This is a genomic window from Chitinimonas sp. JJ19, assembly GCF_036961565.1.
In the GTDB taxonomy this organism is placed as follows: Bacteria; Pseudomonadota; Gammaproteobacteria; order Burkholderiales; family Chitinimonadaceae; genus Chitinimonas.
Genome location: NZ_JBAMDD010000016.1, coordinates 58,111 through 81,409 on the forward strand (window position 1 = coordinate 58,111; position 23,299 = coordinate 81,409).

Sequence of the window (23,299 nt, forward strand, 5' to 3'; positions counted from 1 at the left end):
ATAGGTGCTAACAAAACCCCGTGTTGCGCCTCCGGCTGGCGCGCGTGCGCGGCAGATCAATACCTGACAACAATAAGCACGCGCAAAAATGCCGGAGGGGTTTGTAGCGACTATTAGCCAAACACCACCCGCCACAGCCCACGCACCGCCTCGCAATAGGGCTCCACGGCCTCCAGCGCACTGGTCGATGAGGGGGCGCCATTCAATCGTTCCTTGTGTTGCAGCTCGCGTAGCCGGCGATAGGCGGTCTGGGCGTCTTCGGCGAGACCGGCAGGTATCAGGCCTGCCTCGGCTGCGGTCTTGAGTAGTGCGATATTGCCACTGTTGGCGAGCAGGGCAGGTAGGTGGTGGGCGTGGGCCAGTACCAGGTACTGCACGATGAATTCCACATCCACCAGCCCACCACGGCAATGCTTGACGTCATCGGCCAGTGCCGGGTGGGTGGCCAGCATTTTGTCGCGCATGCCGACGACGTCTTCGGATAGCCGCGCCTGGTCACGGCGCTGGCTCAAGACATTGCGGCGTACTGCCTCAAATTGGGTGCCTACCGCCTTGTCGCCAGCAGCATAGCGGGCGCGGGTCAGGGCCTGATGTTCCCATACCCAAGCGTTTTCGTGCTGGTACTGCGCCAAGGCGGCGATGCTGGAGACCAGCAGGCCGGAGGCGCCATTGGGGCGCAGGCGCAGGTCGACTTCATACAGGGCGCCAGCAGCGGTGGTGGTCGATAGCCAGGTCATCATCCGCCGTGCCAGCTTGGCGTAGAGCTCACCGGCATCGGGATGGTCGTCGTCGTACACGAATATCACGTCCAGATCGGAACCGTAGCCCAGCTCCTTGCCGCCCAGCTTGCCGTAACCTATGGCGGCAAATGCGGCTTCTTCGCGATGGCGGCCTGGCAGCTCGGCCCAGGCTCTTTCCAGGGTCACCGCCAGTATCAGGTCGGCCAGATCGGACAGGTGGTCGGACAAGGTGGTCAAGGAGAACTGGCCCGCGAGATCCTGCGCGCACAGGCGGAATACCTGCTGGTGCTGAAAGTGCCTGAGCACATCCATCTCGGCTTCGGTATCGCCCAGATGCAGCGCCAGTTCCGAGCGCAGCTGTTCACCCAGCTTTTGCCAGTCGGGCGCGGTATACAGCAGGCGGGCATCAAGCAGCTCGTCCAGCAGGATGGGATGCCTATGCAGGTAGTCGGCCACCCAGGGGCTGGCGCTGTGCAAGGAGGCAAGCCGGCTGAGGGTTTGCGGGTGCTCCGCCAGCAGGGCCAGGTAGGATTCTCGGCGGGCGATGGCGTCGAGAAAGCGCAAGATGCGGCTCAGTGTGGCATCAGGGTTGGGCTGGCGGGCGCAGACCTCCACCAGGGGGGGGATCAACGCATCAAGCCGGCGGCGGCTCTTGTCGGCCAGGGTCTGGTAGCGACCACCCTGGGCAATGGCGGCCAGCAGGCGTTCCATCTCTGCGGGTTGCTGGTATCCCAGGTTGGCCAGCTTGCCCTGGCTGGATTGGCCATCGGCAATGCCCAGCCATACGCCAGCGAGGGGATGTACAGCATCTCCCTCAGCCTGCGGCAGGGCGAAAACCTGCTCGAAGTGGCGGCTGACAGCGGCGCGGTGGGTATCCAGCGCTGCCATGAAGCTGGCCCAGTCACGATGACAGAGGCTGGTGGCGATCAAGGCCCTGTCGGTGTCGCTGGTGGGCAGCATCTGGGTCTGGCCATCGTCCAGGTACTGCAGGCGATGCTCCAGATCGCGCAGGAACACATAGGCGGCGGTCAGTTCGGCGACGGTCAGTGCCTCCAACTGGCCCATGCCCACCAGTTCGCGCAATACCTCGCGGGTGGGGCGTATACGCAGGCTGGGGCGCCGGCCGCCGCGTATCAACTGGAACACCTGGGCGATGAACTCCACCTCGCGGATGCCACCTGGGCCCAGTTTGATATTGTCGGCAAAATCACGCCGTACGACTTCGCGCTGTATCTGCCCGTGCAAATCGCGCATGGAGGCATAGGCGCCGTAATCCAGATATTTACGGTAAACGAAAGGGGTCACCAGCGACATCAGGCCGGCAGCATCCCCCCCCAGTCCCTGCGGGCCTGCTGGGCCGTAATGGCCGGCTTCATCGGTGATGGCACGCCCCTTGATCCAGGCATAGCGCTCCCACTCACGGCCCTGGGTCAGCAGATAGTTCTCGAGGGCGGCAAAGCTTGAGACCAGTGGGCCAGCGTCGCCAAAGGGGCGCAGGCGCATATCCACCCGGAAAACAAAGCCATCAGCAGTGACATCATGCAGCAGTGCAATCAGGCGCTTGCCCGCGCGGGCAAACCACTCATGGTTGGAAATGGGCCTGGGGCCATCGGTTTCGCCGTCTTCGGGGTAGACGAAGATCAGGTCGATATCGCTGGAGGCATTGAGTTCGCGGCCACCCAGCTTACCCATGCCGACCACGATCAGTTTCTGCAACTGGCCCGATTCCCCACCAATGGGCTGGCCATGCCGCTCATCCGCGCGGGTAACGCATTCCAGTGCCGCCAGGATGGTGACTTCTGCCAGATCGCTGACGGTGGCAATGACTTCGTCCAGTTGCGCCAGCCCCAGCAGATCGCGGCTGAAGATACGCGCCATGACAGCCTGGCGCAGCTTGCGCAGGGCCGGTTTGAGGGTGGCGTCATCGACGCCCATGGGCAGCATGGCCTGCATGGCGCTTCGATCAAAGGGGGTGTCCAGCCTGGCCAGTGTGTCGGCTTGCAAGGCGGGCTGCGCGGCAAACAGCCGTTGCAGGTAGCGGCTATGGCTGATGGCGGGTGCGAGGCGGTCTGTCATGTCGTAAATATGTGCAAAGCCCTGTGAATGCGCGAGACGCGGTGTGGTGCGGACAGCTAGAATCCAGGCTCTTATTCTAGCCGCCTGTTCGGGCGTACGTTTCACTGCTGCAATGTCGCCCGCGCCCTATCGTCATCCCCTGCAAGCCCGCCTGATCTGGCTGCGCCGCAAATGCCTGCATTTGCTGCATTGGCACAGTCGCGCCCTGATATGGGCGGCCTTGGCGGTGGGCGTGCTGTGGGCGCTTGGCGCCGCCTGGCTGCAATGGTGGTTCTTCCCGCATCTGCCCGAGTACCGGCCACGCCTGGTGGCGGAGCTGAGCCAGCGTGTAGGCCGGCCTATCAGCATAGGGCAGGTTGAAGGCGGCTGGCGGGGTGTACTGCCGTATTTGTCGTTTCAACAGCTTAGCTTGCGCCACAACGATGGCCGCCCTGCCTTGAACCTGGCGGAGGTCGAGGCCACGCTATCGTGGTGGCCGCTACTGCTGGGTGACCTGCGCTTTGACAAGCTGACCTTGCTGCAACCCGATTTGCAACTGACCCGTGATAGCGACGGAGTGATCAGGCTGGCGGGATTGCCTTTGAACGAGACAGGCCAGCAAGGCAGCCTTACCGACTGGCTATTGCGGCAGCATGATATTGCGATTGTGGATGGCCGCATCAGCTGGCGCGATGACCTGCGGCAGGCGCCATTGCTGCAGTTGGAACAGGTGGATCTGAGCCTGGAAAACCGCTTGTTTGGCCAGCATGAGGCTGAGCTGTCGGCCACACCGCCTGCGGCGCTGGCGCAGCCATTCCAGCTTGAGGCCAGCTGGCGCGGGGATGACCTGGCGCAGCTGGATCAGTGGCAGGGTAGTGTCAGCACTGTGCTGGACAAGGTGGACATGGCGGCCTGGGGGCAATGGCTGCCCTACCCGGTAGCGCTGCGGCGCGGCCAGGGGCGGCTAGAAATCAAGCTGGCATTCGAGGGCTTGCACCCCTCGGCCGTGGATGCCCGCTTGGCGCTGCGGGATGTATTGGTACGCCTGTCGCCCGAACTGGCCCCGCTGGAGGTCAATGCCTTGTCTGGTTCCGTGCGCTGGCGGGACCGCGACGGCGAGCGGGAGTTGACGCTGGGTGATCTGAAGCTGCGAGCCGATGGCGGCAAGCTGCTGGATGGCAGCCAGGCGACGCTGGTCCTGCACAAGGAGGGCGGAGGCCAGTTCAGCGCCCATGGGGTGACGCTATCCGGATTGGCGAGTCTCCCACCCGCGCTGCCCCTGCCTACAGTCTTGCGCCAAGCGCTTGGCGGCATGCGACCTAGTGGCCGGCTGGATCGTCTTAATGCGAGTTGGAAGGGCGATTGGCGCGAGCCGCAGTCCTATGACGGCAGGGTGGGTTTCAGTGGACTGGGGCTGCTTGCACCTGCGCCCTGGCCCAGCTTGGGGCCGGTGGATGGTGAGCTGACCTTCAGCGAATCCAAGGGAAGCCTGGCGCTGCGCGGCCAGCGCTTCAAGTTGGCATCCAGTACGGTGTTTGAGCAGCCGCTCCATCTGGATCGCATCCGCCTGGCACTGGATTGGTCGCGGATGGGCAAGCAATGGGTCGTCAAGCTCAGTGATTTCAGCGCCAGCAACGCTGATCTTGAGGCACAGGCGCAGGCAACCTGGCGTTGGCCCGGCACGGGCCTGGGTAACCTGGATTTGAAGGCTGCCGTGCCCAGGCTCACGGCCGGCAAGGTGGCCGATTACCTGCCCATCATGCTGGGTAACGATACCCGCCACTGGCTGCGCCAGAGCCTGACGGCGGGCGAGGCACGTGATGCGCGCTTTACCCTGAATGGCCCCTTGGCAGGCTTTCCGTTCACTGATGGTAAGGCGGGCGTGTGGGAGGTGGTCACCCAGGCCAAGGGCGTGACGTTGGACTACAGCGACGGTTGGCCTGCTATGAGCGGGATAGACGGCGAGGTACGTATCGTTGGCAACCGACTCACGGTAGCAGCGGGGGGGCAGATACTGGGGGCTCGGGTAAGCGATGCCCTGGCGGTGATCGACGACCTGGAGCTGAGCCCCAGCGTGCGCCTAGAGGGGGCGGCCGAAGGGCAGACTGCCGAGTTCCTGCGCTATATCGCGCAGAGTCCGCTGGATGCCAGCCTGGATGGTATGGGTAGTGCTGCACGCGCTGCTGGTGAAGGCAAACTGTCGATCAAGCTGGATATCCCTTTTGAGGATGTCGATGCGACCAAGCTGGCGGGCAGTTACCGCTTTGCCGGCAATCAGCTGCAGGTGGGCGAAAAACTGCCTGAAATAACAGATTTGCAAGGAGAGCTGACCTTTACCGAGAGCAAGGTCAGCGCCAACGCCCTGCAGGGGCGCACGCTGGGTGGTGCGTTCCGGGCTGACTTGTCCACCTCTGACAGCGGTGTGGTGCAGATGCGTGCCAGCGGCCGCGCTGATGTGGGCCTGGCGGCAAAGCGCTACAGCCTGCCCTTGGCGGATCGCTTGGTGGGCATGACGGACTATCGGGTACAGCTTGATCTACCCGAGCAAGGCTGGGGCGTGCAGTTGGATGCGCCGCTGAAGGATGTGCGGCTGGATTTACCGGCACCGTTGGGCAAGGCCATGGGGGAGGTCAGGCCCTTGCGGCTGGTGCTCGACAATGCGGGGCAGACAGAGAACTGGAAGGTGGCACTGGGTAGCCAACTGAATGCTGAAGTCCAGCTTGCCGCCGCCACTGACCATGAGTGGCAGGTGGAGCGAGGCGAGGTGCGCCTGGGTGGCGGCGTGCCCAATAACGCCAATCGTGGACTCTGGCTGACCGGCACCCTGCCTGAGCTTGCCCTGGACCCTTGGCTGGCGCTGTTGGAGGGGGCGGGCGGCAAGGCCGCCAGTGGCATGGTATTGGCGGGCATAGAGCTCCGGGCCGGCAAGCTGATGGCGCTGGGTAGCCAGTTGGATGACTTGGCCTTGCGCGCTGTGCCGGGCAAGGACGGGGCTTGGCAACTGACGGCCAGCGGCAAGCAGGTTGAAGGCCGGCTGGCTTGGTCGCCACAGGGCAAGGGCAAGGTGCATGCGCGGTTTGCCCGCTTGGTGCTGCCTTTACCGGATGCGCCGGGTGCGCCAGCAGGGGGCGGCTTTGGCAATCAGTCTTTGCCGGCGCTGGATATCGTCGCCGAAGATTTTCACTACCGTGGGCATGCGCTGGGCCGGCTTGACGTAAAAGCGCAACAGCAGCGGGAGAACTGGCTGATAGAGAGCCTGACACTGTCGAATCCCGACGGACGGCTCAATATGCAGGGGGTGTGGCAGCCGGTTGGTGAGGATGCGGGCACCAAGGTAAGGCTGGACATAGCATCGGACAATGTGGGCAAGCTGCTGGGGCGGTTTGGTTACCCAGAGACCGTGCGGCGGGGCGAAGGGAGCTTGCGTGGCGATCTGGCCTGGCGCGGCTCGCCCTTGGCGCCCGATTACCCCAGCATGAGCGGCAAATTCAGCATCAAGGCCGAATCCGGGCAATTTGCCAAGGTAGAACCCGGCATGGGCAGGTTGCTGGGGATACTCAGCCTGCAATCTTTGCAACGGCGCCTGACCCTGGATTTTCGCGATGTCTTCAGCGAGGGCTTTGCCTTCGACCGTATCGAGGGCGATAGTAAGGTAGTGCGAGGCGTGATGTCGACGGACAATCTGACCATAGTCGGACCTGCTGCCCAAGTACTGTTCAGGGGCGAGACCGACATAGGCCGGGAAACCCAGAAGCTACGTGTGCGCATCGTGCCCACGGTGGGCGACAGCTTTGCCGTGGGAGCTGGGGTGGCACTGGCCAACCCCCTGGTGGGTGTGGGGGCGTTCTTGCTGCAGCGGGTGCTGAAAGACCCGTTGGGGCAGATGGTGGCCTATGAGTACGATATCACTGGCACCTGGGCAGACCCGCAGTACAGCAAGGTAGGTGCAGCAGGTGGTAGCAAGTAGCCGTGCGGACGGAATAAGGGGATAGCCCAGCACCGCACCTTGTTTCAGCCACTCCGTAAGGGGAGGCGCAGGCGAGATTGCTGGCAGCGCCTCGTCAGAACGCGTTCAGCAAGTGGCATCAGGGCGGTGAGCCGCCTTCAAAAATACAAGAAAGGAGACACATCATGTCGACTCGTGCTCATACCAGCCAGCAGGCCGCAGCCCGTGCCGCCACCAGCGGCGGCTTGCGGGTTGCTGCCGTGCAGATGGCTTCCGGCCCTAGCGTATCGGCCAATCTGACCGAGGCAGAAGTCCTGATCAAGCTGGCCGCCAAGCAGGGCGCCAAGCTGGTGGTCCTGCCCGAATACTTCGCCATTCTGGGCCTGAAGGATACCGACAAGGTGGCCGTGCGTGAGCAGCCGGGCGAGGGGCAGATACAGGCTTTTTTATCCAAGACGGCCAAGAAGCTGGGCATCTGGATCGTAGGCGGCTCGGTACCGCTGTGGACTGAAGATCCCGCCAAGGTACGGAACTCCACCCTGGTGTTCGATGACCAGGGCCGCCAGGTTGCGCGTTACGACAAGATCCACCTGTTTGGCTTTGAAATGGGCACGGAGACCTACCGCGAGGAAGCCACCATTACCCCTGGCGATGAAGTGGTGGTGTTCGACTCGCCCTTTGGCCGTATCGGATTGGCGATTTGCTACGATCTGCGCTTTCCCGAGCTATTCCGCCGCATGCAGCCGGTGGACCTGATCATTGTGCCGGCAGCCTTTACCGAGACCACCGGACGAGCCCATTGGGAGACACTGGTGCGTGCCCGTGCCATTGAGAATCTGGCCTATGTGATTGCCTCGGCCCAGGGCGGGTTTCACCGCAATGGCCGCGAGACCCATGGTGACAGCATGATTGTTGACCCCTGGGGTATCGTGCTCGATCGCTTGCCGCGTGGTTCTGGCATCGTGGTGGCTGATATCGATCACGACTACAAGGCCAGACTACGGCAGGGCTTGCCGGCATTGAGCCATCGAGTGCTGGCCTGATGCTGCGCTACTGCCTGGCGCTGCTGATTGCCACCCTGGCTTATGCGGTGCCGGCAGACTACGGCTGTGCCGATAGAGCCGTACGGGTGGCTTACCACCCGTTTGGCATGGCTTATTGGCGTGATGCGGAGGGTAGGCCGCAAGGTATCGACCCCGATCTGGTGGCGGCACTGAGCCAGGCGACCGGTTGCCGTTTTCAAGTATCGGAACTGTCTAGGGTATTGATCTGGAAGATGTACGAGCAGGGCGAGACGGACATGGTACTGTCGGCCCTGCCTACTGAACAGCGCGATCGCTTTGGGCAGTTCATGCCGCTGCCTTATTGGGGCAATGGCAATGAGCTGGTGGTGCTCAAAAGCCTGGGGCGGCCTACCAGCCTGGCTGATCTGGACGAATTGCCGGAGTTTCGCCTGGGCATTGTACGAGCCTATAAATACGGCGATGCGATTTGGGAGCAGTTGCTTATCCGCCAGCGCGAGCGCGGTGAACTGATAGAAGTGGCCGATATCGAAAGTCTGTACCACCAGATGAAAATCGGCCGTATCAACGCCCTGATTTCCAGCCCAATGCTGTACCGCCTGATGCTGCCGCGCTACGCACTAGATGGTAAGGTGCACACCCTGGACTGGACGCCTGAGCGCAATGAGCTCAGGGCGGGCCTGTATTTTTCGCGGTCGCGTTTTGGCGCGGCCGAGCTGAGCCGCTGGGAAGCCCTGCTGGCTGGCCCCATGCAGCAGCAATTCACTGCTATCCTGCGCCGCTACCTTGGCCCCCGGCCAAACTAGTGGCAGCCTGGTGCACTGCGCGCCTACCCATGACAAGAGCACAAACATGAGCAGCACTACCTTGCCGACGCAGACGGCCGAACACTATCTGCTGAATCCCTACAGCCTGGATGATGCCGCCCTGGACCAGGTTTTTGGCGAAATCATGCGCCACGATGTGGACTACGCCGATCTTTACTTCCAGTACAGCCGAGCTGAAGGCTGGAGCCTGGAGGAAGGCATCGTCAAATCGGGCAGTTTCAATATCGATCAGGGCGTAGGTGTCAGGGCGGTTAGCGGAGAGAAGACCGCTTTTGCCTACTCGGACGATATCAGCCTGGCGGCGCTGCACTCGGCCGCCAAGGCAACCCGTGCCATAGGCCGGCAAGGTGGACAGGGGCTGGCAGGGGCAGCGCGTCGGCCATCGGCGGTGCGACCGTTATATGCCACCCTGGACCCCTTGGGCAGCCTGGCCGAGGCCGACAAGGTCAAGCTGCTGGAGGGGCTGGAGAGCTATGCCCGCAGCTTGGACCCGCGCGTGATCCAGGTGATGGCCAGCCTGGCTGGCGAGTATGAGGTGATCTACATTGCTCGCCACGATGGTCATCGGGCGGCCGATGTCAGGCCGCTGGTACGGGTGGGGATACAGGTGATCGTAGAACACAATGGCCGGCGTGAATCAGCCCATGTGGGCGGCGGCGGCCGTTACGATTACAGCTACTTCAGCGAAGCGCGACTGCAGGGCTATGCCCGTGAGGCGGTGCGCCAGGCCTTGGTAAACCTGGACGCCAGGCCCGCGCCGGCGGGGGAGATGACGGTGGTGCTGGGCAATGGCTGGCCGGGCATCCTGCTGCATGAAGCCATAGGCCATGGCCTGGAAGGTGATTTCAATCGCAAGGGTAGCTCTGCCTTTGCCGGCAAGGTTGGTCAGCGGGTGGCGGCCAAGGGGGTGACGGTGGTGGATGACGGCACCATACCAGACCGCCGTGGCTCGCTGAATGTGGACGATGAGGGCAATCCTACCCAGCGCACGGTATTGATCGAGGATGGCGTGCTGCAGGGCTATCTGCAGGACAGCCTCAATGCCCGCCTGATGGGTGTGGCGCCGACCGGCAACGGCCGCCGTGAGAGTTACGCCCATATCACCATGCCGCGCATGACCAATACGGTCATGATGAATGGCGACAAGTCGCCGGAAGAGATCATCGGCTCGATCAAGCGCGGTCTGTATGCCGTTCAGTTCGCAGGCGGCCAGGTGGATATCACCAGCGGCAAGTTTGTGTTCTCGGCCAGCGAAGCCTATTGGGTGGAAGACGGCAAGATCCAGTACCCGGTCAAAGGGGCGACCTTGATAGGCAATGGCCCTGATGTGTTGACCAAGGTGGGCATGATAGGCAACGACCTGCAGCTGGATGCCGGTGTAGGCACCTGTGGCAAGGATGGGCAGAGCGTGCCTGTGGGCGTGGGCCAGCCCACCATACGGATAGATGGCGGCCTGACCGTGGGAGGGACGGCCTGAGTGGGTTGATGGCGCGAGCTGGTTTTGGGAGGCTCCCTTGAAGGCGTGTCGCGGCAGCGCGACACGCCTTTTGCATGGGAGGCGCTGCTTGCAGGTACTTGCCTGATGGCTGTGGTTGTTGCGATGCAACATGGTTTGCTGGCGGGTTGCAATCCCTTGGCTGCGGGCTTAAAAGTAGCCTGTACCGCGCACAAAGCCCACAAGGCCACGCGGCACGGAGACAACACGGCACCCCTGGTCAACACAGGAGCTTGCTATGTCAACGACTGCAATGATGCTGGTGCGGCAGCTAAACCAGGCCGATGCGCCTGCCATGCTGGCCCACCTGCTGCGGCTGGATGAAACAGACCGGGTGCAGCGCTTTGCCCGGCCCGCCAGCGATGATTCCATACGGGATTACGTTCGCCGGCTGGATTTTGAGCGCGATGCCCATTACGGCGTTTGGCAGGGCCGCGAGGGTCTGCCTAGCCTGATAGGCCTGACGCATCTGGCGCTGGATGGGCAAGGCAAGACGGCTGAAATAGGCGTCAGCGTGGATGCGGACCAACGCCGCCAGGGACTGGCGGGCCGCATGCTTGGACGCGCCATTCTGCATGCCCGCAACCTGGGCGTGGTCGAGGTGGTCATGTATTTTCTGCCCTATAACACCGAGCTGATGGAACTGGCGCGCAACCAGGGCATGCGGCTGAGTGTGGGAGAAGGGCAGGGCATAGCCCGGCTACTACCCCATCCTGCCAGCCCGGTCAGCCTGGCCAGCGAGATCATGGAAACCTGGGCAGATGCAGCCGGGCAAGGGCTAAGGGATTGGTCCGAGGGTACGCTGGCCACCAGCAGTGTGGTTTGCGGCAGGTTGAGGGAAAGTGCCAATAAGCTGGACTGACTGCTATCGGTCGTGTAGCCGCTGCCCTTATCCCCGTAAACACAAATGGCCCACTTAAAGGGCCATTTGCTGGAATGCTCATGCGCGACTATTGCACTACTGGCCGTTGGTCTCGTTCAGTGCCTTCACGTAGTCGTTGTATTCCTTGATGGCGGCATTACCGGTGCTCGCCGCTGCATTGGAAATGGCAACTTGCTCATCAATGTATTTTTTCATGCACTCGCCGTAGGCCTTGTGTTGCTTGTTGAAGGCATCCATGCGTATCTGGCTGGCACTCCGGCCAGGGTGGCTAGGGGCCTTGCACTCGTGCTTGGGGGCAGCCGGTGCGGCGGCGGGGGCTGGCGCAGCAGCAGGGGCGGCGTTCTCTTGGGCAAAGGCGGTGGTGGCGAGCAGCGAGGCCGCAATCAGGGCGATGAATTTCATGTTGAGTTGCTTTGTGGGTGACAAAGGTGGAAGTGTCGCGATAAATTGACGTGGACGTCAATCATCATGGCCGGCTAAGTTATAGTGTGGGTCGGCTGCCCAACAAGGAGACCCCATGAGCGAACTGCTCCAACTTGAGCGCGTAGGCCATACCGCGCTGATCACCATCAACAACCCGCCCGCCAATACCTGGACTGAAACCAGCCTGCCAGCCCTCAAGGCCATGGTAGAGCAGCTCAATGCAGACCGCGAAATCTATGCGCTGGTGCTGACTGGCAATGGCCCCAAGTTTTTCAGTGCGGGCGCTGATCTCAATGTGTTCGCGGGTGGTGACAAGGCCCGCGCCAGGCAGATGATTACTTTCTTCGGCAAGGCATTTGAGGCGCTGGCGCAGTTCAGGGGCGTCAGCATCGCTGCCATCAATGGCTACGCCATGGGTGGTGGGCTGGAGGCCGCGCTGGCCTGTGATATCCGCATTGCCGAGGAGCACGCGGTGATGGCCCTGCCCGAGGCTGCCGTAGGCCTACTGCCCGGCGGGCTGGGCACCCAGCACCTGCCCTGGCTGGTGGGCGAAGGTTGGGCCAAGCGCATGATACTGTGTGGTGAGCGCTTGGATGCCCAGACGGCGCTCAGGATAGGCTTGGTGGAAGAAGTGGTGGCCAGCGGCGAATCCCGCCAGAAGGCGCTGGAGCTGGCCGAGAAGGTGGCCAAGCAGAGCCCTTCCTCGGTGGCGGCCTGCAAGCAGCTGATACAGGCTGCCCGCAAGCAACCCATGTGGTCGGCGCTGCCTATGGAGCGTGAAATGTTCGTCGATCTGTTCGACACCCAGGACCAGCAGGAGGGCGTCAATGCATTTCTGGAAAAACGTCCGCCGGTCTGGCAGAACCGCTAGCCTGGGTCTGGCACTGCTGCTGCCCTTGGTGGCGGCAGCGGCAAGCTATGAGCCGGAGTACTTCCCGCCGCCAGCCGCCGAAGGTGTGGTCAAACTACCCGCACTGGATCGCTGGCTGCTGGAGGGGGTAGCGCCCGGCCGGGTGACTGTATACGCGGCGCCCCAGCAGTCGGCTGCGACGCAGCAACTGGCAGTCGACCAACTGCAGTACCTGGAAACCGGCTACGAGACCGCAGATGCGCTGGTCTACCAGCAACAGCCGGGCTGGTTGCGCCTGGCCTTGCAGGGCCAACCCATACGCTGGGTTTGGCTGCCCGATGCCCAGCCGTCTGGCTTCAAACCCATGGTGGCCATGGTAAGGCAGGATCAGCTGAACTATTTTGCGCCAGACTGGGACAGGCGCCTGTGGTCTGCCCCCGACGGCCAGCAGTATGCCTTGTTCAAGGGCGATGACAGCCTGCTGCCCCGCATCATAGGCAAGCGTCAGTTGGGCCGCCGCTGGTGGTTGCAGGTAAGGCTGGTGCCTGATCCTTGCCAGGACAAGCCGGCCGTGCCCCCTGTCGTGCGGGAGGGCTGGTTGCCCCTGCGTGACAGCAAGGGTCGTTACAATATCTGGTACCACACCCGTGGCTGCTGATTTCCACCTTTACCGCTTGCGCCAAATACCATGACTGCTCCCGCCCTTTTTGCACTGCACCCTACCGCCAATGGCCGGCAGATCGGGGTGATTACCCTGCATGCCGAGAAGTCGCTCAACGCACTATCCCTGGCGATGATACGGACAGTGACCCCAACCCTGCTGGCGTGGCGCGACAATCCCGATATCGTCTGCGTGCTGCTGCAGGGGGCTGGCGAGAAAGCCTTCTGTGCTGGCGGCGATGTGGTGGCCATGCATGACGCCATACGCAGTGGTGATTTTGCGACGACCGATGCCTTCTTTACCGAGGAGTATGCCCTCGACTACGCCATCCATACCTACCCCAAGCCGATTCTGGCCTGGGGACATGGCATCGTGATGGGGGGCGGCCTGGGTTTGCTGGTGGGCGCCAGTCACCGGGTAGTGACAGAACGCTCCCGCATTGCCATGCCGGAAGTCACCATAGGCCTGTACCCCGACGTCGGGGGCTCATGGTTTCTTAATCGCCTGCCGGGGCGGCTGGGCATTTATCTGGGGCTTACCGGGGCCAGCTTCAATGCCGCCGATGCCCTGTTCACCGGCATGGCCGACTTTGCCTTGCCCAGCAGCTTGCGCGATGAACTATGCCAGGAACTGGCAGCAATTGCCTGGACAGGGCAGGGAGAACAGGACAAGCGCCTGCTCTCCAGTCAGTTGCGCGAGCTTAGCCGCCTGACCCAGCTGGAGCTGCCGCCGTCGCCCATACGTGCCCACTACGATGCCATCCAGTCGCTGACCGATTACGACAGCGTGGACGAAATGGTGGCGGCCATTACCCGCTACGAAGGGGCGGATGAGTGGCTGCGCGCCGGGGCGAAAAAGCTGGCCGCCGGGTCGCCCACCTCCATGCGCCTGATCGTGGCGGCACAGCAGCGCGCCCGCCACCTGTCGCTGCAGCAGGTATTCGAGATGGAGCTGAACATGTCGCGCCAATGTTGCCGCCACCCGGATTTTGCTGAAGGTGTCCGGGCCTTGCTGGTGGAGAAGGACAATACGCCGCGTTGGTCACCGGCCAGCCTGGCAGAGGTCGATGAGGCACTGATAGCGGGTTTCTTTATGCCACCCCTGTAGGGAACTGCCAGACGCTACGCTTACCTTGCAGGGCCAGGTTGCTGGTAGTTAGGCTCGCGTCGTTACCTTGTACCAGCAAAAAGCCGGCATAAGCCGGCTTTTTGTTGGGTGGAGTACAGGCTTACTTGGCCTGTACCCAGGTTGCCACGCCTGCCAGCGCCGCAGGCAACCCGGCCGGGTTGGTGCCGCCGGCCATGGCCATGTCAGGGCGGCCGCCACCCTTGCCGCCGACTTGCTGGGCCACAAAGTTCACCAGTTCGCCTGCCTTGACGCGGCCGGTCAGGTCAGCCGTCACGCCTGCAGCCAGCGCTACCTTGCCCTCGCTGACCGAGGCCAGCACGATGGCGGCACTGCCCAGTTTGTCCTTCAGCTTGTCCAGCATCTCGCGCAGGGCATTGCTGTCTGCGCCTTCCACTGCAGCCGCCAGCACCTTGATGCCGTTGACCTCGATGGCTTGGTCGGCCAGGCTGTCGCCCGCGCTGGAAGCCAGCTTGCCCTTGAGCTTGGCCAGTTCCTTCTCCAGTGCCTTTTGCTCGGCCTGCAGTTTCTCCAGCTTGCCCAGCAGGTCGCCCGGCTGTGCGCCCACCAGTTGGGTAGCGCTCTTTACCTCGCGTTCCAGGCCTTGCACATAGGCCAGCGCCCCGGCGCCAGTCACGGCTTCAACCCGCCGGATGCCTGCCGCCACGCCGCCCTCTGCGACAATCTTGAAGAAGCCGATGTCACCCGTACGCTGCACATGGGTGCCACCGCAAAGCTCGGTGGAGAACTCGCCCATTTTCAGTACGCGCACCTCATCGCCGTACTTCTCGCCGAACAAGGCCATGGCACCGGCCTTCAGGGCATCGTCCTGCTTCATGATGGTGGCGGAGACCGCATTGTTGGCAGCGATCTCCTGGTTTACCAGGGCCTCGATGCGGGCGATCTCTTCGGCGGTGACTGCCTGGGTGTGGGCGAAGTCAAAACGGGTGCGCTCGCTGTTCACCAGCGACCCTTTTTGTTGCACATGTGTGCCCAGCACGCTGCGCAGTGCGGCATGCAGCAAATGGGTCGCGGAGTGGTTGCGCGCGGTAGCCACGCGTTTCTCGGTGTCTATGCTGGCCAGCACGGCATCGCCCAGCTTCAGGCTGCCGCTGATGAGCTTGCCTTGGTGGCCGAATACGGCGGCCTTTACCTTTTGCGTGTCGCTTACTTCAAAGACATTGCTGCCAGCAACCAGCTTGCCGGTATCGCCCACCTGGCCGCCGCCTTCGGCATAGAAGGCGGTGTTGTCGAGCACCACCACGCCTTCATCGCCGGCCTGCAAGGCTGCGACGGCGGCACCATCCTTGTAGAGTGCCAGCACCTTGGCTTCGCTGCGGTTGTGGTCATAGCCCTGGAAGGCGGTGTCGGCGCCACTGTATTCGACATTGGCCGCGGCTGTGAATGTGCCAGCGGCACGGCCACGCTCTTGTTCTTCGGCCAGTTCCCGCTCATAGCCGGCCATGTCGACTTGCACATTGCGCTCGCGGCAGACATCGGCGGTCAGGTCGATGGGGAAGCCATAGGTGCTGTGCAGGGTAAAGGCGGTCTTGCCGTCCAGTTGGTTCTTGCCTCCCTCCAGCGACTTGTCCAGCAGCGTCATGCCGATATCCAAGGTGCGGGCAAACTGCTCTTCCTCCCGCCGCAGGGCTGCCACGATGCGATCCTGATCGGCAATCAATTGCGGATAGGCATCGCCCATGGCGGCGGCGACATCCGGCACCAGCTTGTGGAAGAACAGGCCCTTCTGGCCCAGCTTGTAGCCATGGCGTATGGCGCGGCGGACGATGCGGCGCAGCACATAGCCTCGGCCTTCGTTGGATGGCAGCACACCATCGGCCACCAGGAAGGTACAGGCGCGGATATGGTCGGCAATGACCTTCAACGAAGGCACGTCCTGGCTGTAAGGCACGCCGGTTTCGCGCGCGGCAGCTTGCACCAGACTGGAGAGGATGTCGGTTTCGTAGTTGGATTTGACGTGCTGCAGCACGGTGGATAGGCGTTCCAGGCCCATGCCGGTATCGACCGAAGGCTTGGGCAGCGGGTGCAGTGTGCCGCTTTCGTCGCGGTTGAACTGCATGAACACATTGTTCCAGATTTCCATGAAGCGATCGCCGTCTTCATCGGGGCTGCCGGGGGGGCCGCCAGCCACTTCCGGGCCGTGATCGTAGAATATCTCGGTGCAGGGGCCGCAGGGGCCGGTATCGCCCATGGTCCAGAAGTTGTCGCTGGCGTAGGGCGCTCCCTTGTTGTCGCCGATGCGGACTATGCGCTCGGGCGGCAGGCCGACTTCCTCGTTCCAGATCTTGTAGGCCTCGTCATCGGTGGCGTAGACCGTCACCATCAGCTTGTCCTTGGGCAGGCCCAGCCAGGCCGGGCTGGTCAGAAACTCCCAGGCATAGGTGATGGCATCACGCTTGAAGTAATCGCCAAAGCTGAAGTTACCCAGCATTTCGAAGAAAGTGTGGTGCCGGGCGGTATAGCCCACGTTCTCCAGATCGTTATGCTTGCCACCGGCACGCAGGCATTTCTGGCTGGTGGTGGCGCGGGTATAGCTGCGCTTCTCATTGCCCAGGAACACATCCTTGAACTGCACCATGCCCGCCACGGTGAACATGATGGTGGGGTCGTTGCCAGGCACCAGTGGGCTGGAGGCAACCACCTGATGGTTCTTGCTCTCAAAGAAGCCGAGGAATTTCTGACGGATTTCTGCGGTACGCATGAGGTGTTGGTTCCGTGCGGGAAGTCGGGAAATAGCCGTCAATTATGCCCGAAACCCAGGGCTGTTGCGTGAGCTGCGCGGTAGATGTTGCGATGCGGCAATAGGGTTGGTTTGCATGTAGCCAAGGTGGCGGTATGCAGTTTGGTCAAGTGCCAGGCACGGCGGCGACTGCATCAGCCGGGGCGGACCCGCAAGCGGTATTGCTGCGGACTGCAGGCGGCAAGCGTCTTGAACAATTGGCCAAAGCTGGCTCTGTCCTCGTAGCCCACGGCGGCCATGGTCTGATCCACGCTCAGGCTGCTGGTTTCCAGCAGCCGTTTGGCGGCATCGATCCGCAGTTGCTGCAGATAGCCTATGGGTGTCTCGCCGGTGGCCTGCTTGAAGCGGCGCAGCAGGGTACGGGGGCTGAGATGGGCTTCGGCTGCCAGGTCTTCTAGCCTGATGGCCTGGGCGTAGTGCTGGTGCAGCCAGGCCTGTACCTGGGCCACGGCGGTGTCGCCATGGCGGGTGTCGAGCTGCAGTCCGCTATAGGCAGCTTGCGACTGGCGGGGCCAGTCTATGACCAGGGCATTGGCAACCTGTCGCGCCAGCGCAGGGCCGGTGTGCCCGGCGATCAGGTGCAGGCACAGATCCAGCCCGGCATGGGCGCCGCCGGAGCAATACAGCCCGCCATCCTCGGTATGCAGGGCACTGATGTCGAGCTTGACCCGAGGATAGGCTTGCCTGAAGCGGCTGGCCAGGGCCCAGTGGGTGGTGGCACGGCGGCCATCGAGCCTGCCCGTGGCCGCCAGCAGAAAGGCACCGCTGCAAAGGCTGGCAAGCTTGGTGGGGCCGCCACGGCCCGCTTGCAGCAGGGTTGCCATGCTGGCCAGCTGGGGTTCCATCAGGTCAGGCTGCTGGCCCAGGCCGGGAATCAGCACCAGGTCGGCACTGGCCAAGGCGGATGGATCGGCCGGATTGTTGATGGTCAGGCCGGCAAGTTGCAGGGGCTGCCCGTCCACGGTCACCCGACGCAGGTGAAACAAGGGGGCTTGCGCCAGTTTGTTGGCCAGCAGAAAGCAATCCTCTGCGGGCAACAGGCTACCGGCGGCGACCTGAGAGCAGAGGGGGAGGGCTATGCTTAGCGTAGGGCGGGTAGACATTTGGCGATAATGACATATTTATTGGCTTTAACGCCATTGTCTTTTCTTGTCAGGACAGTCCATCATGCAGCCATGCCTACCACCCAACGGAGCCAGCCCATGCATCCCCATGCCGCACTGATACAACGCTTTTACCAGGCTTTTCAGCAACAGGATGCCGAGGCCATGGCTGCTTGCTATCACCCGGACGTGGTATTCGATGACCCGGTATTCATCGGCCTGCGGGGTCATGAGGCAGGCGATATGTGGCGCATGCTTTGCAGCCGCGCCAAGCAGTTTTCACTGCAGTTCGATGAGGTGGTGGCGGATGACCATGGCGGCAGCGCCCACTGGATTGCCCGCTATGAGTTCAGTCAGACAGGCCGCATGGTGGTGAACGATATCCGGGCCAGCTTCGAGTTCAGGGATGGCCTTATCGTGCGGCACCGCGATGTCTTTGATTTATGGCGCTGGTCGCGCATGGCATTGGGGGGCAAGGGGGTGTTGCTGGGTTGGCTGCCACCGGTGCAGGGGGCTATACGCAAGCAGGCGCTGGCGGGCCTGGCGGCCTACCAGCGCAAGCGGGCTACATCTGCTTGAACAGATTGTTGAAGCTGCGGCTGACTTCCAGTTTTTCGTTATTGCCCTTCATCTGCACGATCTGCTGACCACGAAAATCGCGGCTGACCTGGTCGATGGCATCTACCCGCACCAGGATGGCACGGTGTATCTGCCAGAACTCATCGGGGTCCAACTCGTCGGCCAGCTCCTTGATGGGCTTGCGTATCAAGGCCTCGAAGCCCTCGGTCTGCACTCTGGTGTACTTGTCCTCGGCCCGGAAGAACAATATCTCGCGGGTGCTGATCATCCGTATGCTGCTGCCTACACTGGCCTGTATCCAGCGCAAATAGTCACGCGGCTTGCCTTCGCCGCCCAGGCGACGGGATAGCTGATCCAGCAGCACGTCCATATCGTTGGGCGCTTCCTCGTTCTTGGCCAGACGTTCCTGCAGCCGCTGGCAGGTGAGCTTGAGGCGCTCTGGGTCTGCCGGCTTGAGCAGGTAGTCCACCGCACCTTGCTCGAAGGCTGTGATGGCGTACTGATCGTAAGCGGTGACAAACACCACGTGACATTGCCCCAGCAAGGCGCGGGCGGCGCCGATACCGTCCAGTTCCGGCATGCGGATATCCAGAAAGACGATATCCGGTTCTTGCGCGCGCGCCATGGCTACGGCTTCCAGCCCATTGGTGGCTTCGCCGACGATGACCAGTTCGGGCCAGGCATCCTTGAGGCGGGAGACGATCTGTTCGCGCATCAGCCTTTCGTCATCGGCAATCACGGCGGTCGGGGCGGCTTTATGGCTCACGTGGGTTTCCTCTTGTCCTGGCTTTGTTCTGGAAGACGACTGGCGTGAAAAATAGCACAGGCCGGCATGATTGCCGACCTGTGGGGAGGGGGGCGTCAGCGATGGCGATGGATTTGCCACAGGCTGGGGAGCGGGTTCAGCTGCCTTCGCTGCGCACCGGTGCAGCCTGTTGCGGCGCTACCTCGTAAGGCACCCGTATGGTGGCGCGGGTGCCGCCATCCAGTGGTACCAGTATCACCAGTTCGGCCTTGTTGCCGTACAGTACCTTGAGGCGCTCCCGGATATTGGCCAGCCCAACACCCCCTGCGCCCTTGGGGGCGAAGCCCAGGCCGGAATCGGTGACGCTGACTTCCAGCAGACCATCGCGAATCTCCGCCTTGATCTCCAGCCGCCCACCTTCGGCCTTGGGTTCCAGGCCATGCTTGATGGCATTTTCAACCAGGGTCTGCAGCATCATGGAGGGGAACACAGCCGACTTGAGGCCATCTGGCACCAGTACCTCGGGTTGCAGGCGGCCTTCCATCCGAATGGCCATGATCTCCAGGAAAGCGCTGGACAGTGCAGTCTGCTGGCCCAGGTTGGGTCGGCTACCTTCGCGCATCTGCGGCATGGCGTAGCGCAGATAACGTATCAATGATTGCTGCATGCGTGAGGCGCGCGGCGGATCGGTCTGGATCAGCTGGTCTATGCTGGCCAGGGTATTGAACAGAAAATGCGGTTCGATCTGCGCCTGCAGGGCTTCCATCCGTGCCTCCAGCAGGCTGCGTTCCAGTTGCTCGGTATCTGCCCGCTTGTTGGCGGCATCGGCCGTCAACTCGGCGCGCCGCTTGCCGCCCGCCAGAACCCGTATCAGGATCAAGATCGCGAAGATGGGTATCAGCGCGCCAGCATCGTTGAACAGCATGCTGCAGATGATCAGCACCATCAGCATGCTGAGTGCCAGGGTCTTCTTGGGAACGACAGCGAGCCAGTCGAAGAACTGCCACCATAGTTTGACAGTCAGTTGCCAAATCTCGCGCATCGAGTCTTTCATCGTTGTTGTGTTCTCGTTGGGAAGATTCATAAGGCCTGCTCCGTGGGCGTTTAACACTGTTTGGGCGAGTATTCGCTCGCCATGTGCCCAAGGTAATGCAGTGGTGTAAAGCCGGCGATGCTGCAGGGATGTTTGGCAGCCTGCGCGGCATGGTCTGCAGTTATGCCGGATAGAATGCAGCAGGGATTATCCCCCATCTAGGGGATGATCCTGCTTGGCGCCTCTAACAAAACCCTTTTGTCGTTGTTGTGCGAGCTTGCCGTACCCACGTACTGCCAGCTGCGCGCGCCTAGCCATGACCGCTACGCTGGGTTTTGGTTGCGGCGCTTAGTCTTCCCGCGCAGGCACCAATACAGTGCGGTTGCCGTTGGTTTCCATGGGGCTGACCAGCCCTGCCTGTTCCATCTGCTCGATCAATCGTGCTGCCCGGTTGTAGCCTATGCGCAGTTGCCGCTGTACCGACGAAATGGAGGCCTTGCGGCTCTTCAGTACGAAGGCCACGGCCTGGTCATACATATCGTCGCCTTCTCCGCCCTCGCCACCGCCCAGGCTGAACTCCCCTGCGCCGCCTTCAGCGCCCTCGACCTGGCCGGTCAAGATGCCTTCTATATAGTTGGGCTCGCCCTGGGATTTGAGGAACTCCACCACGGCGTGGACTTCCTCGTCGGCCACGAAGGCGCCGTGTATGCGCTGCGGGTAGCCGGTGCCGGGCGGCAGGAACAGGCCGTCACCCTGGCCCAGCAGGCTTTCTGCGCCCATCTGGTCCAAGATGGTACGGCTGTCTATCTTGCTGGATACCTGGAAGGCGCAGCGAGTGGGAATGTTGGCCTTGATCAGGCCGGTGATGACATCCACCGAGGGGCGCTGGGTGGCCAGTATCAGGTGCACGCCGGCAGCCCGTGCCTTTTGTGCCAGGCGGGCGATCAACTGTTCAACCTGCTTGCCGGCCACCATCATCAGGTCAGCCAGCTCGTCTATCAAGACCACGATCAACGGCAGCGGCTCCAAGGGCTCCGGGTTGTCTGGGGTCAGGCTGAAGGGGTTGGTCAGTTTTTCGCCGCGCTTTTCGGCTTCCTTCACCTTCTGGTTGAAGCCCGCCAGGTTACGTACACCCATGGCGCTCATCAGGCGATAGCGCTTTTCCATCTCGGCCACGCACCAGTTGAGCGCGTTGGCGGCGTGCTTCATATCGGTCACCACCGGGGCCAGCAGGTGGGGGATACCCTCGTAGATGCTCAGTTCCAGCATTTTCGGGTCGACCATGATCAGGCGCACTTCCTCTGGCGTAGCCTTGTAGAGGAAGGACAGGATGATGGCGTTCATGGCCACCGACTTGCCCGAGCCGGTCGTGCCGGCTACCAGCATGTGCGGCGCCTTGGCCAGGTCGGTGACTACCGGCTTGCCCGAGATATCCTTGCCCATGGCCATGCTGAGCAGCGAGGAGGAATCGTGATAGGGCTGCGAACCGAGTATCTCGGACAGCCGCACTATCTGGCGCTTGGGGTTGGGCAGTTCCAGGCCCATATAGGTCTTGCCCGGTATGGTTTCGACCACCCGTATGCTGACCAGCGACAGGGCACGGGCCAGGTCCTTGATCAGGTTGACGATCTGCGAGCCCTTGACCCCTACCGCCGGTTCGATCTCATAGCGCGTGATCACGGGGCCGGGATAGGCGGCCACTACTTTGACCTCTACGCCGAATTCAGCCAGCTTGCGTTCGATCAGGCGCGAGGTGTACTCGATGGTCTCGTGGCTGACGACTTCCTGGGTAGGCGGCGGCGGCGACAGCAGGGTAATGCTGGGTAGCTCGGCGCGATTGCTGCTCACCAGGGCAGGGGTCTTCTTGCTGACGGTCTTCTGTTTGACGCCTGCTGGGGCTGTCGTGGCCTCATCCCAGGGCGGGAGTTCTTCCTTGCTGAACAGCGAAGGCTGGGCCTCGGCCTGCTTGGCCTTTTCCTGGGCTTTCTGTTCCTGTTCGATTTCCTTCAATACGGCCTTGGATGGTGCAATCTCCAGTAGCGGTTCTTCTATCCGCAGGGCTGGTGCATCTTCAAAGCGCTGCTTCTCGACGGTGACGCGCGCTTCCCGGGCGATGGCGGCTTCCTCGCCTATCTTGCGGTCCTGCCGGGCCTGCCAGAGATTGAACAGGCGTAACCCTGCGGTTTCTATCCAGCCGCCCAGTTTCTCCATCAGGTCCAGCCAGGAAACGCCGGCAAACAGGGATACCCCGATGCCAAAGCAGGTGAGCAGTATCAGCGTGGCGCCGCTGAAACCCAGTGCGTGGAACAACCAGCCACCCAGTGCCAGGCCCAGCATGCCACCGGGTACATAGGGTAGGTCTATCTGCCAGGTATTGAGGCGCAAGGCCTCCAGGCTGCAGCTGGAGAGGATAAGCAGCAGGTAGCCGCTGATGGCAACAAAGGCCAGGCGGTGGTTGTGTTCCACCTTCTCCAGCCGGCGATAGCCCCACAGGATGGCGGCCAGGCAGAACACCACCCACCACCAGGCAGAGAAGCCGAACAGATAGAGCAAAACGTCGGCCAGCCAGGCGCCGAAGGCACCGCCCTTGTTGCGCACCACGGCATCACTGGCTGCATGCGACCAGCCAGGGTCGGCCGGGCTGTAGCTGGCCAGGATAATGACCAGATAGATGCCGGCTACCACCGCTGCCAACCACCAGCTCTCACGCAATACAGCCGTGATCTGGGGGGGCAAGGGCGTGCCATCACGCTTGGCGGGGTTGGGGGCGTTCTTGGGGCGACGTTGGAACAACATGGATGCAGCCTGCAAGGGAATCGAGGGCGATTATAGCGTGGTGGATTTGATGACGGAGGAATGCGGATGCACAGTGCGCCCTATTCACACTCTGTGGCTTGCCATCTACACCTGCAGGTCGGCTGGTAATGCGGCCAAGACCCAGGAAGCGCCACAGCATCAGCGGTTTAGCTTGGTACGAACTGGCGATCTGTAGCGCATCAGCCCCGGGGCCTGACATGCCATTCACGCAACAAGGTGCCAGTCCGCGTAGCC

16 protein-coding genes are annotated in these 23,299 nt (G+C 62.2%); 9 read left to right on the top strand and 7 right to left on the bottom strand.

Annotation, left to right across the window (positions count from 1 at the left end):
* Positions 1 to 113: 113 nt before the first annotated feature.
* Positions 114 to 2,816 (bottom strand): bifunctional [glutamate--ammonia ligase]-adenylyl-L-tyrosine phosphorylase/[glutamate--ammonia-ligase] adenylyltransferase, encoded by a 2,703-nt coding sequence (glnE, locus tag V7714_RS17285; protein WP_335710827.1) that lies wholly within the window; start codon positions 2,814 to 2,816, stop codon positions 114 to 116.
* Positions 2,817 to 2,928: 112 nt separating this feature from the next.
* On the opposite strand from glnE, the gene V7714_RS17290 reads away from it, so the two are divergent.
* From V7714_RS17290 to V7714_RS17310, 5 genes are all read left to right on the top strand, one after another.
* Entirely contained in the window at positions 2,929 to 6,762 is a 3,834-nt protein-coding gene (locus tag V7714_RS17290; RefSeq protein ID WP_335710828.1) for a YhdP family protein, read from the top strand.
* A gap of 164 nt (positions 6,763 to 6,926) precedes the next feature.
* Positions 6,927 to 7,784 carry a carbon-nitrogen hydrolase family protein gene (locus V7714_RS17295; protein ID WP_335710829.1) on the top strand — a complete coding sequence of 286 codons (858 nt, stop codon included), beginning with the start codon at positions 6,927 to 6,929 and terminating at the stop codon, positions 7,782 to 7,784.
* Positions 7,784 to 8,569: a substrate-binding periplasmic protein gene (locus V7714_RS17300; protein ID WP_335710830.1), complete on the top strand. Its 786-nt coding sequence runs from the start codon at positions 7,784 to 7,786 to the stop codon at positions 8,567 to 8,569. Before V7714_RS17295 ends, V7714_RS17300 begins: the two co-directional genes overlap by 1 nt.
* Positions 8,570 to 8,615: 46 nt before the next feature.
* Positions 8,616 to 10,067: a metalloprotease TldD gene (tldD, locus tag V7714_RS17305; protein ID WP_335710831.1), complete on the top strand. Its 1,452-nt coding sequence runs from the start codon at positions 8,616 to 8,618 to the stop codon at positions 10,065 to 10,067.
* Positions 10,068 to 10,323: 256 nt separating this feature from the next.
* The gene (locus V7714_RS17310) at positions 10,324 to 10,947 is read left to right on the top strand and encodes a GNAT family N-acetyltransferase (RefSeq protein WP_335710832.1); all 624 of its coding nucleotides are present in this window, start codon (positions 10,324 to 10,326) and stop codon (positions 10,945 to 10,947) included.
* Positions 10,948 to 11,043: 96 nt separating this feature from the next.
* Here the strand turns inward: V7714_RS17310 and V7714_RS17315 are convergent, their stop codons facing one another.
* Positions 11,044 to 11,370 carry a hypothetical protein gene (locus V7714_RS17315; protein ID WP_335710833.1) on the bottom strand — a complete coding sequence of 109 codons (327 nt, stop codon included), beginning with the start codon at positions 11,368 to 11,370 and terminating at the stop codon, positions 11,044 to 11,046.
* A 115-nt stretch (positions 11,371 to 11,485) separates the two neighbouring features.
* On the opposite strand from V7714_RS17315, the gene V7714_RS17320 reads away from it, so the two are divergent.
* Genes V7714_RS17320 through V7714_RS17330 form a run of 3 tightly spaced genes read left to right on the top strand, consistent with a single transcriptional unit; the run spans position 11,486 to position 14,009 of the window.
* On the top strand, positions 11,486 to 12,262 hold the full coding sequence (locus V7714_RS17320) for an enoyl-CoA hydratase (RefSeq protein WP_335710834.1): 777 nt from the start codon (positions 11,486 to 11,488) through the stop codon (positions 12,260 to 12,262).
* On the top strand, positions 12,219 to 12,899 hold the full coding sequence (locus V7714_RS17325; protein ID WP_335710835.1) for a hypothetical protein: 681 nt from the start codon (positions 12,219 to 12,221) through the stop codon (positions 12,897 to 12,899). Before V7714_RS17320 ends, V7714_RS17325 begins: the two co-directional genes overlap by 44 nt.
* Before the next feature lie 30 nt (positions 12,900 to 12,929).
* On the top strand, positions 12,930 to 14,009 hold the full coding sequence (locus tag V7714_RS17330; protein ID WP_335710836.1) for an enoyl-CoA hydratase/isomerase family protein: 1,080 nt from the start codon (positions 12,930 to 12,932) through the stop codon (positions 14,007 to 14,009).
* 121 nt (positions 14,010 to 14,130) lie between these two features.
* Here V7714_RS17330 and alaS read toward each other — a convergent pair whose 3' ends face one another.
* Both alaS and V7714_RS17340 read right to left on the bottom strand, forming a co-directional pair.
* On the bottom strand, positions 14,131 to 16,749 hold the full coding sequence (gene alaS / locus V7714_RS17335; protein ID WP_335710837.1) for an alanine--tRNA ligase: 2,619 nt from the start codon (positions 16,747 to 16,749) through the stop codon (positions 14,131 to 14,133).
* A 173-nt stretch (positions 16,750 to 16,922) separates the two neighbouring features.
* A complete protein-coding gene (locus V7714_RS17340) occupies positions 16,923 to 17,891 on the bottom strand; it encodes a GlxA family transcriptional regulator (RefSeq protein WP_335710838.1) in 969 nt (322 codons plus the stop codon).
* A gap of 99 nt (positions 17,892 to 17,990) precedes the next feature.
* On the opposite strand from V7714_RS17340, the gene V7714_RS17345 reads away from it, so the two are divergent.
* On the top strand, positions 17,991 to 18,470 hold the full coding sequence (locus V7714_RS17345; protein WP_335710839.1) for a nuclear transport factor 2 family protein: 480 nt from the start codon (positions 17,991 to 17,993) through the stop codon (positions 18,468 to 18,470).
* Here V7714_RS17345 and V7714_RS17350 read toward each other — a convergent pair.
* The 3 genes from V7714_RS17350 to V7714_RS17360 all read right to left on the bottom strand — a co-directional run bounded on the left by V7714_RS17350 (position 18,457) and on the right by V7714_RS17360 (position 23,044).
* Positions 18,457 to 19,236, bottom strand: a complete 780-nt coding sequence (locus V7714_RS17350; protein WP_335710840.1) for a LytR/AlgR family response regulator transcription factor — start codon at positions 19,234 to 19,236, stop codon at positions 18,457 to 18,459. The genes V7714_RS17345 and V7714_RS17350 overlap by 14 nt on opposite strands.
* Before the next feature lie 136 nt (positions 19,237 to 19,372).
* A complete protein-coding gene (locus V7714_RS17355; RefSeq protein ID WP_335710841.1) occupies positions 19,373 to 20,257 on the bottom strand; it encodes a sensor histidine kinase in 885 nt (294 codons plus the stop codon).
* 339 nt (positions 20,258 to 20,596) lie between these two features.
* A complete protein-coding gene (locus V7714_RS17360; RefSeq protein WP_335710842.1) occupies positions 20,597 to 23,044 on the bottom strand; it encodes a DNA translocase FtsK in 2,448 nt (815 codons plus the stop codon).
* Positions 23,045 to 23,299 lie beyond the last annotated feature (255 nt).

Coding starts and splice junctions, on each gene's coding strand:
- V7714_RS17345 (WP_335710839.1), top strand. CDS start 17,991: ATGCATCCCCATGCCGCACTGATACAACGCTTTTACCAGGCTTTTCAG.
- tldD (WP_335710831.1), top strand. CDS start 8,616: ATGAGCAGCACTACCTTGCCGACGCAGACGGCCGAACACTATCTGCTG.
- V7714_RS17310 (WP_335710832.1), top strand. CDS start 10,324: ATGTCAACGACTGCAATGATGCTGGTGCGGCAGCTAAACCAGGCCGAT.
- V7714_RS17295 (WP_335710829.1), top strand. CDS start 6,927: ATGTCGACTCGTGCTCATACCAGCCAGCAGGCCGCAGCCCGTGCCGCC.
- V7714_RS17300 (WP_335710830.1), top strand. CDS start 7,784: ATGCTGCGCTACTGCCTGGCGCTGCTGATTGCCACCCTGGCTTATGCG.
- V7714_RS17360 (WP_335710842.1), bottom strand. CDS start 23,044: ATGTTGTTCCAACGTCGCCCCAAGAACGCCCCCAACCCCGCCAAGCGT.
- V7714_RS17330 (WP_335710836.1), top strand. CDS start 12,930: ATGACTGCTCCCGCCCTTTTTGCACTGCACCCTACCGCCAATGGCCGG.
- V7714_RS17325 (WP_335710835.1), top strand. CDS start 12,219: ATGCATTTCTGGAAAAACGTCCGCCGGTCTGGCAGAACCGCTAGCCTG.
- V7714_RS17320 (WP_335710834.1), top strand. CDS start 11,486: ATGAGCGAACTGCTCCAACTTGAGCGCGTAGGCCATACCGCGCTGATC.
- V7714_RS17355 (WP_335710841.1), bottom strand. CDS start 20,257: ATGCGCGAGATTTGGCAACTGACTGTCAAACTATGGTGGCAGTTCTTC.
- V7714_RS17315 (WP_335710833.1), bottom strand. CDS start 11,370: ATGAAATTCATCGCCCTGATTGCGGCCTCGCTGCTCGCCACCACCGCC.
- alaS (WP_335710837.1), bottom strand. CDS start 16,749: ATGCGTACCGCAGAAATCCGTCAGAAATTCCTCGGCTTCTTTGAGAGC.
- V7714_RS17290 (WP_335710828.1), top strand. CDS start 2,929: ATGTCGCCCGCGCCCTATCGTCATCCCCTGCAAGCCCGCCTGATCTGG.
- V7714_RS17340 (WP_335710838.1), bottom strand. CDS start 17,891: ATGTCTACCCGCCCTACGCTAAGCATAGCCCTCCCCCTCTGCTCTCAG.
- glnE (WP_335710827.1), bottom strand. CDS start 2,816: ATGACAGACCGCCTCGCACCCGCCATCAGCCATAGCCGCTACCTGCAA.